Annotated in this window: 14 protein-coding genes; 7 read left to right on the top strand and 7 right to left on the bottom strand. The window is 62.8% G+C overall.

Going from position 1 to position 14,519, the window contains the following annotated elements; all coding sequences use genetic code 11:
- Positions 1-10: 10 nt before the first annotated feature.
- Entirely contained in the window at positions 11-2,041 is a 2,031-nt protein-coding gene (locus tag J8G26_RS15770) for a molybdopterin cofactor-binding domain-containing protein (RefSeq protein ID WP_246881432.1), read from the bottom strand.
- An 11-nt stretch (positions 2,042-2,052) separates the two neighbouring features.
- Positions 2,053-2,511, bottom strand: a complete 459-nt coding sequence (locus tag J8G26_RS15765; protein ID WP_087745854.1) for a (2Fe-2S)-binding protein — start codon at positions 2,509-2,511, stop codon at positions 2,053-2,055.
- A 165-nt stretch (positions 2,512-2,676) separates the two neighbouring features.
- Here J8G26_RS15765 and pdxH point away from each other — a divergent pair, with 165 nt between their 5' ends.
- Positions 2,677-3,315, top strand: a complete 639-nt coding sequence (pdxH, locus tag J8G26_RS15760) for a pyridoxamine 5'-phosphate oxidase (RefSeq protein ID WP_087745856.1) — start codon at positions 2,677-2,679, stop codon at positions 3,313-3,315.
- Between the two features lie 6 nt (positions 3,316-3,321).
- Here pdxH and J8G26_RS15755 read toward each other — a convergent pair whose 3' ends face one another.
- The 4 genes from J8G26_RS15755 to J8G26_RS15740 form a co-directional block, all read right to left on the bottom strand.
- A complete protein-coding gene (locus J8G26_RS15755) occupies positions 3,322-4,269 on the bottom strand; it encodes an AEC family transporter (RefSeq protein ID WP_087745858.1) in 948 nt (315 codons plus the stop codon).
- A gap of 126 nt (positions 4,270-4,395) precedes the next feature.
- Positions 4,396-5,643: a chromate efflux transporter gene (chrA, locus tag J8G26_RS15750; protein WP_210570064.1), complete on the bottom strand. Its 1,248-nt coding sequence runs from the start codon at positions 5,641-5,643 to the stop codon at positions 4,396-4,398.
- Positions 5,644-5,728: 85 nt separating this feature from the next.
- Positions 5,729-6,676, bottom strand: a complete 948-nt coding sequence (locus J8G26_RS15745; protein ID WP_210570062.1) for a sensor domain-containing diguanylate cyclase — start codon at positions 6,674-6,676, stop codon at positions 5,729-5,731.
- Positions 6,677-6,757: 81 nt separating this feature from the next.
- On the bottom strand, positions 6,758-7,636 hold the full coding sequence (locus J8G26_RS15740) for a hypothetical protein (protein WP_210570060.1): 879 nt from the start codon (positions 7,634-7,636) through the stop codon (positions 6,758-6,760).
- Positions 7,637-8,352: 716 nt separating this feature from the next.
- Here J8G26_RS15740 and J8G26_RS15735 point away from each other — a divergent pair.
- The 4 genes from J8G26_RS15735 to J8G26_RS15720 all read left to right on the top strand — a co-directional run bounded on the left by J8G26_RS15735 (position 8,353) and on the right by J8G26_RS15720 (position 11,964).
- Positions 8,353-9,006 carry a hypothetical protein gene (locus J8G26_RS15735; RefSeq protein WP_210570059.1) on the top strand — a complete coding sequence of 218 codons (654 nt, stop codon included), beginning with the start codon at positions 8,353-8,355 and terminating at the stop codon, positions 9,004-9,006.
- A gap of 29 nt (positions 9,007-9,035) precedes the next feature.
- Positions 9,036-10,829: an SBBP repeat-containing protein gene (locus tag J8G26_RS15730; protein WP_210570058.1), complete on the top strand. Its 1,794-nt coding sequence runs from the start codon at positions 9,036-9,038 to the stop codon at positions 10,827-10,829.
- Positions 10,830-10,944: 115 nt separating this feature from the next.
- Complete coding sequence (locus J8G26_RS15725; RefSeq protein ID WP_210570057.1) at positions 10,945-11,556, top strand: hypothetical protein; 612 nt, start codon at positions 10,945-10,947, stop codon at positions 11,554-11,556.
- 51 nt (positions 11,557-11,607) lie between these two features.
- Positions 11,608-11,964, top strand: a complete 357-nt coding sequence (locus J8G26_RS15720) for a hypothetical protein (protein WP_210570056.1) — start codon at positions 11,608-11,610, stop codon at positions 11,962-11,964.
- Positions 11,965-12,008: 44 nt separating this feature from the next.
- Here the strand turns inward: J8G26_RS15720 and msrA are convergent, their stop codons facing one another.
- Entirely contained in the window at positions 12,009-12,548 is a 540-nt protein-coding gene (gene msrA, locus J8G26_RS15715; RefSeq protein ID WP_210570054.1) for a peptide-methionine (S)-S-oxide reductase MsrA, read from the bottom strand.
- A gap of 95 nt (positions 12,549-12,643) precedes the next feature.
- On the opposite strand from msrA, the gene J8G26_RS15710 reads away from it, so the two are divergent.
- Together J8G26_RS15710 and J8G26_RS15705 are read left to right on the top strand one after the other, a co-directional pair.
- Positions 12,644-13,324 (top strand): TetR/AcrR family transcriptional regulator, encoded by a 681-nt coding sequence (locus J8G26_RS15710; RefSeq protein ID WP_210570053.1) that lies wholly within the window; start codon positions 12,644-12,646, stop codon positions 13,322-13,324.
- A gap of 4 nt (positions 13,325-13,328) precedes the next feature.
- Entirely contained in the window at positions 13,329-14,516 is a 1,188-nt protein-coding gene (locus tag J8G26_RS15705; RefSeq protein WP_210570050.1) for an efflux RND transporter periplasmic adaptor subunit, read from the top strand.
- Positions 14,517-14,519 lie beyond the last annotated feature (3 nt).

Here is a 14,519-nt window from a genome sequence, read left to right as displayed (position 1 = left end):
TCAACAAGGGTTAAGAACTCCACTTTTCAGGGGCAACCTCACTTTTCGGGTTGACCGCCAGGTTGCAGTGCACGCCGGCTGTCACGCTGTGCAGCTTGGGCGTGCCGTCTTTGACGGACGCCTCGACCACATAGGCCACCACCGACTCGAACGACTCGTGCACCGCCACGCCCCAGGCGCGGCCTGCGGCCAGCTTCTTCTTGCCGTAGCCCGACTGGGCCACGGCCAGTTGCAGGGCGGCCTTGTGGCGCGGGTGCTTGTCGCCTATCAGGGCCAGGCGGTAGGCCACCGGGTCTTGTTTCGTGGTGCGGGCCACTTCGTCGATCAAGGTCTCCATGGCGTAGGCCGTGTGGGTGGAGCCCACGCTGCGCCACCACAGCACGGGCACATTCACATCAGGGTGGTGCACCGACAGCTTCATGGGCACGTCGTAGGGCTCCTTCATGCCCTCGGTGGTCGTGGCGTCGATGCCGTTCTTGACCATGAAGGCCTCGAACGGCGAGCCCTTGGTGATGGACTGGCCGACGATGGTGTGGTCCCACGCCAGGATTTTGCCCTGTGCGTCAAAGCCGATCTCGGCACGGTGCACATGCATGGGGCGGTAGTAGCCGCCCTTGATATCGTCCTCGCGGCTCCACAGCGTGCGCACCGGGGCGTTGATGCCCGCCGTGCGCGCCGCCTTGGCCACGCCGCAGGCCTCCACCACATAGTCGCTGGTGGGAATGGCGCGGCGGCCAAAGCCACCACCGGCCATCTGGACGTGTACCTTCACGTTCTGCGGCTGCAAGCCCAGCGTCTTGGCGGCGGCCATGGCGTCCAAGCCCGGCATCTGGGTGCCCACCCACAGCTCGGCCTGGTCACCATCGAGTTTGACGGTGCAGTTCAGCGGCTCCATGGGCGCGTGCGCCAGATAAGGGAACACGAACTCGGCGCTGATCTTGTGGGCAGCGCCCGCCAGCGGCGCCATGTCGGCCTGCATGGCCACGTTGCCGGGCTTGGCGGCCAGCTCGCGGAACTGCGCCAGCAGCGCGGTGGAGTCGGGCTTGGAGACCGCGCTGGTGTCCCATTCCACCTTGAGCGCATCACGCCCCTGCTTGGCAGGCCAGTAGCCGTCGGCCACGATGGCGACGCCCTCGCCGCCCCGGTCGGTGGGCACGCGCAGCACGGCTTTCACGCCCTTGATGGCTTTGGCGGCACTGTCATCCAGCGACTTCAGCTTGGCGCCGAACACCGGCGGGTGCGCCACTACAGCCGTCAGCATGCCGGGCAGGCGCACGTCAATGCCAAAGGCCTGCTGGCCGCTTGACTTGGCCTTGGCATCGAGCCGGCCCGTGGGCTTGCCGATCAGCCGGAACTGCTTGGGGTCCTTGAGCGTGACCTTTTCGGGAACGGGCTGCTTCATGGCGGCTTCGGCCAGCGCGCCGTAGCCCAGCTTTTTGCCACCGGGGCCGACGACGAAGCCCTTGCTGGTGCGCAGCGCCGATGCGTCCACGCCCCACTGCGCGGCAGCCGCCGCCACCAGCATGGCGCGGGTGCGGGCGCCCAGCTCGCGGTATTGGGTGTAGGAGTTTTTGATGGAGTTGGAGCCACCGGTGAGGTGCATGCCAAACGCAGGATCGACATAGGCCGGCGTGGCATCGCCGTGCACGCTGCGCACCTTGCTCCAGTCGGCATCCAGCTCTTCGGCCAGGATCATGGGCAGGCCGGTTTGCACGCCCTGGCCAAACTCCAGCCGGTTGATGGTGACGGTGACCGTGCCATCGGCGTCAACGCGCACAAAGGCCGAGGGCTGCTCAAACGGCTTGAGACCTGCGGGCGCAGTGGTTGCCGCAGCGCTCTGCGCGCCAGCCACCAGTGGAAACGCGCCCAGCGCAAAGCCCGACGCTGCCGACAGCTTGAGAAAGGTGCGGCGTGCCACGCCGTCTGGCGCATCGAACGCTCCTGAATCAGTAGCGCCTTGCGCTTTCTCCATAAGCGCTTGAAGGTGTTTTGGCATGAAGCGGTGTGCCTGACCGTGCAGGGCGTTGGAATCGAAGTGCATGGTTTTCTCCTTCAAGCCAGGGTTTTGGCAGCGTCGTGGATGGCGGCGCGGATGCGCACATAGGTGCCGCAGCGGCACACGTTGCCCGCCATGGCGGCGTCAATGTCGGCGTCGGTGGGCTTCTTTTGGCCTTTGAGCAGCGCGGTGGCGCTCATGATCTGGCCGCTTTGGCAGTAGCCGCACTGCGCCACATCGTGCTTCACCCAGGCTGCGTGCACGGCCTGGCCCACCTTGTCCTGGGCCACGGCCTCGATGGTGGTGATCTTCTGGCCCGCCGCCGCCGAGATGGGCGTGATGCACGAGCGCACCGGCGCGCCGTTCAGGTGCACCGTGCAGGCGCCGCACAAGGCCTGGCCGCAGCCAAACTTGGTGCCAGTCATGCCCAACGTGTCGCGCAAGGCCCAGAGGATGGGGGTGGATTCATCGGCGTCCACAGCCGTGTCTTTGCCGTTGATATTGAGGGTGGGCATCGTGGGTTCCCCTGGGGGAAAGAGGTAATTCATGGGGTGCACGCAGGGGCGCGCATTCAGCCAGCATGGCACATTACGCCTTTTGTGCATCCCTGCGCTCGCAGAAGGTTACTTGGTGCATCGGCTGGGCCGCCTGCCTGCACATGGGCGTGCACAATCGTGCCAATGACCACTTCCATTGCCGACCTTCGCAAGAGCTACGAGCGCGCCGAACTCAACGAAGACGCCTCGCACGCCGCCCCCCTGCAGCAGTTTGACCAGTGGCTGAAAGAAGCCATTGCATCCGAAGTGCCCGAGCCCAACGCCATGACCGTGGCCACCGTGGGCAGCGACCTGCGCCCGAGCACCCGCGTGGTGCTGATCAAGGGTTATGACGAGAGCGGCATCGTCTGGTTCACCAACTACGACAGCCGCAAGGGCCGCCAGATTGCCGGCAACCCGTATGTGGCGCTGCAGTTCCACTGGGTGGAGCTCGAACGCGTGGTGCGCATCGAAGGCCTTGTGGAAAAGGTCAGTGACGAAGAAAGCGACGACTACTTTGCCAGCCGCCCGCTGGACTCGCGCATCGGCGCCTGGGCCAGCCCGCAAAGCCAGGTGATCGCTGGCCGGGGTGTGCTGGTGGCCAACGCGGCCAAATATGGCGCGCAATTCATGCTCAAGCCGCCCCGTCCGCCGCATTGGGGTGGCTACCGCCTGAAGCCCGACCAATGGGAGTTCTGGCAAGGCCGCAAAAGCCGCCTGCACGACCGACTGCGCTACCGCCAGGAAGGCGACGCCTGGGTGCGCGAGCGCCTGGCGCCCTGAACCACATCACAGCCGGGCCGCCAGCAGCAGCGCCACCGGCACCGTGACCAGCGCCAGCGCGGTGGACACGGCAATGCTGGCGGTGACCTCGTCCTGCGCCACCCCGTAGCGCTGGGCGAACAGGAACACATTGGCGCCCACCGGCAGCGCCGCCGTGGCCACCATCACGGCCAGCGACAGCCCCGACAGGCCCAACGCCCACCCCAATGCGCCCAGCAGCAGCGGGTGCACGATGTTCTTGACCAGCGCAATGCGCAGCGCGGCCTTGAAATGCGTGCCCACGGTGCTGAAGGCCAACGTCACCCCCACCAGCAGCAGCGCCAGCGGCCCCAGTGCCTGGCCCAGCAGTTGCAGCGGCTTGCCAATCACCTCGGGCACCACCAGCCCGGTCTGGGCAAACAGCAGGCCCACAATGATGGGCAGCGGCACCGGGTGCACGATGCCACTGCCGATGGCCTGCAACACCGTGCGCAGCATCGAATGCTGCGGGCCTTCGCCCGATCGGGCGCGTTCGCGCGCCTGCGCCAGCTCGAACACCACCGTGGCGGCCGTCAGCAAAATCAGCGAGTGCACCGAAATCAGCGTGAACAGCGTCACCAGCCCCGCCTGGCCAAACACCAGCCCCACCAGCGGCACGCCGATCATGATGGTGTTGCTGAAGGTATTGGCCAGCCCCCGCGCTGCCGCCAGACTGCTGAAACCCAGCACCCCCAGCGTGGCGACAAAGATCAGCCCGGCGGCGGCGAAGTAAACGGCCACGGGGCCAAAGTCGAGGTCTTGCACCCGCACCGTGCTCATGGTGCGAAACAGCAGCGCGGGCGTGAGCACCATGAACACCAGGTTGGACAAGTCCTTGACCGATGTGGCCCGGATCCAGCCGCGCCGCCCCACAAAAAAGCCCAGCGCAATGAACAAAATGACCGGGATCAGGGACGCAAAGACGGGAGAGTTCACGGTGTAGCGGGCGCGGTGCGCTGAAAACGACGGGATCAGCCCGGCACCCTGCGTGTGCCGTAACTATTGTTTTGATAGCTGGTAGCGCTTATCCATCAAGCGCTAGAGGCTATTTTGACTCAAAATTCACAACCACGCGGCCAACACGGCGCCGCCCACACCGCAGACCAGCACCACCGCCCAGGGCGGCGCGCGCCAGAACACCAGCGCCACAAACGCGGCCAGCGCCAGGCCAAAATCACCGCCGCTGTGGATGGCGCTGGTCCACACCGGGTTGTAGAGCGCCGCCAGCAGCAGCCCCACCACCGCCGCGTTCACGCCCCCCAGCACCGCCTGCGCATGCGGGCTGCGCCGCAGGGGCGCCCAAAACGGCAGGGCCCCGACCACCAGCAAAAATGACGGCACAAAAATCGCCACCAGGCACACCACCGCCCCCAGCCAGCCGCCCGGCCAGACCTGCATGGACGCGCCCAGAAACGCCGCAAACGTGAACAGCGGCCCCGGCACCGCCTGCGTGGCGCCATAGCCGGCCAAAAACGCATCGGCCGACACCCAGCCCGGCCCCACCACCTCGGCCTGCAGCAGCGGCAGCACCACATGGCCGCCGCCAAACACCAGTGCGCCCACGCGGAAAAACGCATCCACCATGGCCAGCAGCGAACCAGGCCACAGGCGCACGGCCAGCGGCAGCAGCACCAGCAAGGCGGCAAACACCACCAGCAGCGCGGCCCCCGTGCGGCGGTGCAGCGGCACCAGCAGGCCATCCGGCACGTTGATGGCCGTTTCTGGCGTTGCCGCCCTGCCCCGCCCAAACAGCCACCACCCAGCCACGCCCGCTGCCAGCATCACGCCCACCTGGCCCCACACACCGGGCACCAGCAGCACCGCGCAGCAGGCCAGCGCCATTAGCGTGACCCGCGCGCGCCCCACGCACAGGCTGCGTGCCATGCCCCACACCGCCTGCGCCACCACGGCCACCGCCACCACCTTGAGCCCATGGATGGCGCCTGCGGGCAAAACGGCATGCCCGCCCGCCAGCCCCAGGCCGAACAAGGCCAGCACCAGCGCCGACGGCAGCGTGAACCCCAGCCATGCGGCCAGCGCCCCCGGCATACCCGCCCGCATCAGCCCCAGCGCCATGCCCACCTGGCTGCTGGCGGGGCCAGGCAAAAATTGGCACAGCGCCACCAGGTCGGCATAACTGTGCTCGGTCAGCCACTGGCGGCGTTGCACGAACTCATCACGAAAGTAGCCCAGATGCGCCACCGGACCGCCAAACGACGTGAGGCCCAGGCGCAAGAAAATCCAGAACACCTGCCAGGCACCGGTGTGGACAGGGGGCGTGGCGGCCGTTGCCGGCGGGTGTTGAGGCATGGTGGTCAATCAGAACCCTACCAATGCGCAATGCGCCGAGGGGGACACACGCCCATCGCACCCAGCATGGGCTGGGCCAGCGCGGTCAAGCCGCCACCTGAACCGTTTCGATCCGGTTTCTGCCGTTTTTCTTGGCCGCATAGAGTTGCTGATCCACGGCCTCGATGAAGCTGGAGGGTTTCATGTGGGCGCCTGGCGTGACGGTGCCAACGCCGATGCTGACGGTGATGCGCTGATCCAGCGGCGATTGCGCGTGGGTGATGGCTTGCTTTTGAATCAGCCGCTGGCAGCGTTCGGCAACTTTCAGTGCCACCGAGGCATCCGCTTGCGGCAACAGCACAACAAACTCTTCGCCGCCAAAACGCGCAACCAGGTCGCGCGGACCATCGAGCGCCAGGCTCAGCGTTTGCGCAATCTCGATCAGGGCTTTGTCGCCGCGCACATGCCCGTAAAGATCGTTGTATTGCTTGAAGAAATCGATGTCGAACAAGAGGATGGACAGCGGCTGCCCGTTGCTGCGTGCGCTTTCCCATTCCACTTCGAGACTGGCATCCAACCTGCGCCGGTTGGCAATGTTCGTCAACCCGTCCTTGAATGAAAGCGCCTCCAGCTCTTTTTGCAGAACGAGCAACTTTTCTTCGGTCTTTTTGCGTTCGCTGATGTCAAACATGAAGCCAATCAGCGCGTCGGGTTCACCGTTTTCATTGCGCACCACATGCACCACATCACGCAGCCACACGTAGCCGTTGTCCTTGGTCAACGCCCGATAGTCGGCTTCATGATCGATACCGGCCTGGGATTGCGCTACGCAGAAATTCACCACGTAATCGCGGTCCTCGGGGTGCATGCGGGTCGCCCAGTCTTCTACGGTCAGCCAACTTTCGGGGCTCCAGCCCAGCAGCGCTTCGATCTGGGGGCCGATGTAGGCAAACTTTTTGGTAGCCCAATCAATCTTCCACGGGATGGCCTTGGTCGATTCCAGAAGGGTTCGGTAAACCGCATCGTCTTTGCTGAGATCGCTCACGTCGGACATGTTCAATCCATCCTGGTCAATAAGGCTGAAATTATTACTTACATTTTGTCGGGTATCACAGAACGTCTGCTCCTCTCGATTTCAGGGATTCAGGGGACTGGCCCCCAGCCACACGCCGCTGCGCAAGCCCTCGGGCAACTGCGGTGACCACACCTGCGCGCTGGAATCCCAGGTTTCCTGCTGCACATTGAGTCCGGCATACACGCCGTAGCCATGGCCCGCGCGGATGTCTTCGCCCGCACACAGGCTTTCGCCGGCCTTGATGGCGCCCTGGGTGTGAATGCATTCGCCCGCCTTGATGCCCCAGCCCGCCTCCAGGTGCGCCACGCCGGTAATGGCACCGCCCACCACAATGCCCTGCCCTGCCCGCAGGCTCTCGGCCCCTGTCAGGTGGCCGCCCACGCGCAGGCCCTTGCCGCACTCCACCAAACCATCCACGATGAAGTCTTGCCCCACAAAGGCGCCGCCTTTCAGCGACAGCTTGCCGTGGCACACCACATCCCAGGCGGCGCGCAGGTCGCCCGCGCAGGTAATGTTGCCCCCAACCTCCACGCCCCAGTCTGCGCGCACGTCGCCGCCCGCCTGCAGCGTGCCCTGGCTGATGATGCTGCCCGCCACGCGGATGTCCTCGCCCGCCACGATGGCGCGCCCCGCCCGCAGGCCACCGCCCGCGCGGATCGACCGCCCGGTCTGAATCACTGTGGTCACGTCGATGGAGCCACGCACTTCCACCGTGCCGGCAAACACGATGGCCTCGGCCTCCAGTGCATCCACCGCCAGCACTGCATTGGTGGGGCCAAACTGGCCCAGCAGCCAGCAGGCGTCTTCTACGCGCCCGGCATTGACCAGCGTGTCCAGCGCCTCCTGGTAGCCGCTGCCGTCCGCCACATGGCGGCTGAACCAGCGAAAGCCGTCCGCACACGGGCTCTTGGCCCGCAGAAACTTCTTGGTGAATTCCATGGCCATCACTCCGTGCGCAGCGCGGCGGCGGCTACGAAAAACTGGACGCACGAAGCGAATAAGGCGCAGATGGGCGTGGTGCCACCAGCAAGGTCTTGGGGGTACATGAGAACGCATCTCCTGAAGGAGCGGCCCGGCGTGCGCTACAAAGCCACCGGCCGCCATCGCGCTGGGCTGGTGCCCGGCGATGGATGTTCTGCGCAAATGTGAGGGAAAGAAGGTTTATCGCCGGGCTGAGGAATGTGCGACCGGCTTGTAGGGCCAGATCTCACGCACCACGGCGCCCCCGCCCACACACAGCCAGCCGCGCAGGGGGCCTGACTGGAACAACGCGGGGGAGTGGGAAAGCATGGGGTTGGATGGTATCAGCGCATAGGTATCGCACTGGATTGGGTGGGTTATTTAGAAATGATTGAAAGCATGCGAGGTGGTTGCGAATGGCATCGGCCAAGAATTCAGTCGAGCCCTAGCCAAAGTGACGGCATTTTTTACAGTCAGGTTGCCGAAAAGTCTTTTTTTGTGGTTGCGTTCATTCAACTCGTTGATTTTATTGATTTATTTTAATGTGGAACGTTTGTTGCTTGATCAGCACACGTTGTCAATAAATATTCGACTGAGCCCAGCGGAGTTGATCATCCAGCGAGGGTGAGGGTAATTTTTCACCCGAAATTCTTTGGCAATGGCGCGTTGTGTTCTTTTATGAGGCGACCAAAATCATGAAAAATTTTACGAACGTAGCTACTAGGTTTACAGCTCTAACGAATCACCACGAACTCCGGCTGAGTGGTGCTTTCCGGAAGATCGTTGGGTATTTGGTCGCTTTACTTTCTTTACTTTGGCTCGCAGCCCTGCCCATCGGGGCGTCAGCAGCAGTTGTTTCTTTTACGCCATCCCCCGTGGGAGGAAACCAATGGATGTATGCCTATTCGGTCACCGTTGCCCTTGGTGAGCCCCGTGTTGAGGAATTTACTATTTTTTTTGACTCAACGCTCTATCAAAATCTCGTTGTTTCGGCAGCGCCTCAGGATTGGGATCCATTGGTCATTCAGCCCGATTCCGGGATACCGTCAAACGGTTTTTTCGATGCGCTGGCGTTGATCGATGGCATCAGCCCCGCAACCTCATTGGGCGGATTCGCCGTTTTATTTGATTTCCTGGGCACGGGATCACCGGGAGCACAACGGTTTGACATCGTCGATCCCACGACATTCGTAACACTGCAGACTGGATTTACCTCTGCAGCGTCGGTCGTACCGCCAACTTCCGATGTGTCAGAACCCAGCGCGCTGGCGTTGGCCGGTCTTGCGCTTGCTTTGCTACTGGGTTTTCGAAGTCGTTTTACGTCAAACCGCAGTCAGCGAGCCTGTTAATTGGCGTCAAATTCCTGAGGAGATGAAAAATGCAATCCCTTACATCAGCTACGCCAGCGCGCCTTGACCGCTGGGTGCATAGAGTCGCCACGCTCTGTCTCTCTTTAGCCCTTGCTGCGTGCGGCGGCGGTGACAGTGAAGAACTAAAGGATGTTGTCTCAGTTTCGGTGAAGAGCGCAACAGCATCGACCATGGCCGCGCCGGATGTCACCCTGACAAGCATTACAAAATTGAGTGAGACCCGCGTTAGCAGGACGGTGTTTGATTATGTTTTTCAAATCAGTGTCAAGAACAATGGAACTCAAGCTCTCAGCGGTGTTACCGCAACCCTGAAAGGCGTTGGAGCAGGCACGACCATTGTCGATGGCACCGTTCAATTGGGTAATCTGGCGGCGGGAGTTACCGTCACACCACAAGACACGATCACTTTGCGGCAGGATCGGACGGTGGCTTTTAGTCCAGGCGCTCTGAGCTGGACAATCGTGGCCGCTGGACCCGTTGGCGCTGCTTGGGCTGGCATCCGTGAGGACGGCGCGCCAAAACCCGGAAGCGATACCGCCTATGCGGTAGCGACCGACGCATCCGGCAATGTCTTTGTCGCAGGCAAGAGTGAAGGCGTCCTGCCGGGCTCGACCGGCAGCGGGCTGCCCGATCCGTTCGTCGCCAAGTACAGTGCCAGTGGCGATCTGCTATGGATCCGCTCGATTCTGACCCTGCGAAGCGGACTGGGCACCACCGATTCGGCCTATGGTGTGGCCACTGACAGCATCGGCAATGTCTACGTCACGGGCGACACCGTCGATACGCTCCCGGGCGAGACGAAGGCGGGCGGGCGCGATGCCTTCATCGCCAAGTTCGACGGCAATGGCAATCGGCTCTGGGCGCATCTGCTCGGTACGACGGGAACGGACCAGGCGCGAGCCATCGCGGTCGATGGCAGCGGCAACGCCTACATCGTCGGCGCGTCGGACGGACGACTGCCGCTGCAGCCACCAGGAGTCGGCGAACTTTTCATCGCCAAGTTTGACACCAACGGGAGTCGTCAGTGGATTCATCAGTGGGGTTCCGGCGGGGACGGAGCCAACCGGGATGCCAGTAACGGTGTCGCCGTCGACGCGGCGGGCAACGCTTATATGACGGGCTACATCCCGTTCAACTATGCCGGGACTACTCCAGGCGGAAGCGGCGATGCATTCGCCGCGAAATACGACAGCAATGGCAACCAGGTCTGGTTTTCGAGATTCAAAGGCATGGGAAACGACCAGAGCAACGCGATCGCCGTCGCTGGCGACGGCAACACGATATACCTCACCGGACGCACCAACAGCGACTTCGACCTGCCAGGCTTCCCGGCTCAGACGATTTTCTGCTGCGGCACGCCAGATGCATTCATCGCCCGGCTTGACGGAAACGGTAGTTTGCAGTGGATACATAACCTGTCGTCGCCAAGCAGTGGGCCTACCCACTTCGACGACCGTGGTTTTGGTGTTGCGACCGACGCAACCGGCAGCGTGGCATTTATCGCTGGCTACACCAATGGCGCCATGCCGGGTGAGACGTCCAAGGGCTTCTATGACCCGTTCGTCGCGCGCTATGAAGGCAACGGGACTCGCACCTGGGTTCGACAGTTTGGCTCATCGCTGCCGTCCACCGCCGGGATCATGAACCTGTGGGACCACGCCTTCGGCATCGCGCTCGACCCGGCCGGTGACCTGTTTGTAGTGGGGGACAGCATAGGCACGTTCGGTGCACCGAACCCGAGTACCGGCCACGCTGATTGGTTTGTCATGAAGCTGCGGCCTGCAGACGGCACGCTCTACTGAGGCGCCTCGGCATGCAGAGGCCGCTGCAAACGACAAGTCTTTCACAAGCTAACTGAAGGGATCATGGCGACCGCGATCGTCTGCCGGTAAGTTATTCAAGCGATAAAGGCAACCCATGAACGCTTTCTGTTCTTCCCTTTTTCGATTATGGACATCGGCAATTGTCACTGTGGTGCTGGCAATCACATCGCAGGATGTGCATTCGGCAGAGGCACAGGCACAGGCGACGTCGGGATTCTTGACGGGGTTCGCCTGGCACGGCAGGAGTGCGAAGCAGAACTACACACTGCTAACTCATGTGGCTTACGATCCAGACCCTGGCAAGCCGGGCGGTACCGCGTCTTTCGGCATCCTTGAGGGCGGCTTGGTCATGCTCCTGACGCATGCCCGATACGTGCCAACACTCGTGCCCGCTGGTGCTCGTCGCAAGGTCATGACAGCCAAGCCACCGCTGGACGCAAAGCAGTTGCCGCGTTTCATCATGGTCTGTGCCTGGCCAGTGGACGGCGACAAGCCGGGCAAAGCGGTGGCTGGCTATGCCGAGCGTGACGACGCGAATCTGGTCGTACTACCAGAGAAATACGCAGTCGGCTTGACGGTCCAGTGGGTCTCGATTCCGGCCAATCGCGCGCCTGCAGCGTTCACCCAACGCGACTTCTGCGACGAGATCGCAAAAACAGGCAAATCATCGGCTCCGCTGTGGCTACTTGATCACCTATCTAAATAGTTCAAGTCAGACGGAGTTTTCATGAGATCAACGTATCAACTCAGGTATGACATGCGCCTCTCGGCCGCAGTCACAATCTTGTTTTTCCTTCTTGGCTGCGGTCATCTGGCCAGAGCATCGGAATGTCGGACGATCAGATTCAACCCGGGCGCTACCTCGGCAAAAATTCAAGGCGCGGTGCAGCCAGAAGATCAGCAGTGCTTTCGATTTGGCACCGGCAAGGGCCAATCGGTGCGTCTTGCCGTTCAATCCAAAAGCGGGAATGTGGCGTTTACGATCAATGACGTCGCCGACAATAGGGATCGCATCGAGTTCACCAGCGAGAAGAAAGTTTACGAGTTGATCGTGTATCAGAATCTCAGGTCGGTCACACCAGATGACTTCACTTTATCGCTGTCAATCAGGTAGGAAGCGCAAGGAAGTGCGAACGGTTCAAAATACACCGGATTCTCTCAATCGCGCTTCAGATACCACGCAAACGTCTTGCGAAATTTCTCCACCTTCGGCCCCACCACAAACGCGCAATACCCGGCGTTGGGATTGTTCGCAAAATAGTCCTGGTGGTAGGCCTCGGCCGCGCTGTAGTTGGCCAGGGGCTGCACTTCGGTGGTGATGGGCGCGCCAAACAGCTTGTCTTGTGACATCTGGCGAATCATGTCGTTGGCAATGTCGCCGTGCTCGGGGTTCTCAAAATAGATGCCGCTGCGGTATTGCGCGCCCACGTCGTTGCCCTGGCGGTTGAGGGTGGTGGGGTCGTGGGTGTGGAAGAAGATTTCCAGAATCTCCTGCAGGCTGATTTCATCGGCATCGAAGGTCAGCCGCACCACTTCGGCGTGGCCCGTGTCGCCGCCGCACACCTGCTCATAGGTTGGGCGCAGCACATGGCCGTTGCAGTAGCCGCTTTCCACATCGGTGATGCCGCGCACGCGGTCAAAAACCGCTTCGGTGCACCAGAAGCAGCCGCCTCCCAGGGTGATGGTTTGCTGTGTCATGGACGTTTCCTTGCCAAGGTGGATGTGCAGCGCTGCATTATGAATTGACGACGCTGAAGGCGCTCGCTACATTACTAACCAGTCAGTCATTAAAAATGCAAGTACCAACCTCTCCTCCTCCCACCACTGCGGCCAAGCGCGAACGGCGCAAGGAGGCGCGCCCCGGCGAACTCATCGAAGCCGCGTTGGAGTTGTTTGTCGAGAAGGGCTTTGCAGCCACCCGGGTGGATGAGGTGGCGGCGCGTGCGGGGGTGTCCAAAGGCACGCTGTTTCTGTATTTTTCCAGCAAGGAAGAGCTGTTCAAGGCCGTGGTGCGCGAAAACATCGCGGGCCGGTTTGCCGAATGGACGCTGGAGCTGGACGCTTTTGAGGGCAGCACGGACGACTTGCTGCGCACTTGCTACAAAGTGTGGTTGGAGCGCATTGGCAACACCAAGGCTTCGGGCATCACCAAGCTCATGCTGAGCGAAGCGCACCACTTCCCCGAGATTACCCAGTTCTACCAGCGCGAAGTGATGCGCCCTGGCCAGGCGCTGATTCGCCGCATCCTGCAGCGGGGCGTGGACCGCAAGGAGATTCGCCCCCTCGACATGGACTATGCGGTGTATCTGGTGCTCGCCCCGTTGATGTTTCTGATGCTGTGGAAACACTCCATGGGCGCCTGCGTGCCGGACGCCCTCGCCCTGGACCCCGAAAAATACCTGGCCATGCAAGCAGACAACATCCTGCACGGCCTGCATGGGGCGGTGCCCTCCCCTGCCACACCACCGGCCTGACACCATGAAACGCTGGATTCTCTGGGTGACCATCTGCATCGCTGTCGTGCTGGTGGGCGGCGGCGTCTGGCGCGCGCTGGCCGCGCGGCAGGCGCAGCAAAAGGCACTGGCCGAGTCCAGCGCGCAACGCAAAGAAGCCACCCTGGACCTGGCGCCCGGTGAAATGGTCACGGTGCAGCGGCAGCGCATTGCGCTGGGGGTGCCAGTGTCTGGCGCGCTGCGCGCTGTCGAATCGGCCATGGTCAAGGCCCGTGCCGCCGGCGAACTGCAGGGCCTGACCCTGCGCGAGGGCGACAGCGTGCGCGCCGGGCAAGAAATCGCCCGCATCGACAGCACCGAGGCGCGTGCCCGCCTGCGCCAGGCCCAGCAGCAGGCCGATGCGGCAAAGGCCCAGGTGGACATCAGCCAGCGCCAGTTCACCAACAACCGCGCGCTGGTGGACCAGGGATTCATTTCTGCTACGGCACTGGCCACCTCGCAGGCCAGCCTGGAGGCCGCGCAATCGACTTACCAGGCGGCGCTGGCCGCTGCCGATGTGGCGCGCAAGTCGCTGGACGACACCGTGCTGCGCAGCCCGCTGGCGGGCCAGGTGTCGCAGCGGTTCGTGCAGCCCGGTGAGCGCGTAGCCCTTGACGCCCGCATCGTCGAGGTGGTGGACCTGTCCCGGCTGGAGCTTGAAGCATTGCTGAGCCCGGCCGATTCGTTGGCCGTGCGTGTGGGCCAGAAGGCCCGCCTGCAGATCGAGGGTGTGGCCGCCCCCATCGAGGCCACGGTGGCCCGCATCAACCCCAGTGCCCAGGCCGGCAGCCGCACCGTGCCGGTGTACCTTGTCATCGAGCAAGGCGCAGCGACATCGGTGCTGCGCCAGGGCCTGTTTGTGCAGGGCACGCTCGACACCGGCCACGCCGATGTGTTGGCCTTGCCGCTGGATGCCGTGCGCACCGACAAGCCAGCGCCCTATATGCAGGCGGTGCAGAACGGCCGTGTGGTGTATTTGCCGGTGAAAACCGGCGCCCGTGCCGTGGTGGCAAGCGACACGCTGGTGGCCATAGAGGGCGTGCCTGAAGGCACGGCAGTGGTGACCGGGCGCATGGGTTCGCTGCGCGAGGGCACGCCGGTACGCATCCAGAACAGCGTGCCAGCCATGCCTGCCGCAGCCGCAACCCCTGCAGCATCGCGCACTGCGCCCTAGCCC

It is taken from the genome of Acidovorax sp. JG5, from assembly GCF_017939685.1.
Classification (GTDB): domain Bacteria; phylum Pseudomonadota; class Gammaproteobacteria; order Burkholderiales; family Burkholderiaceae_C; genus Acidovorax.
Note: the sequence above shows the minus strand (reverse complement) of the source record. Positions and strands in the feature narration are given on the sequence as shown.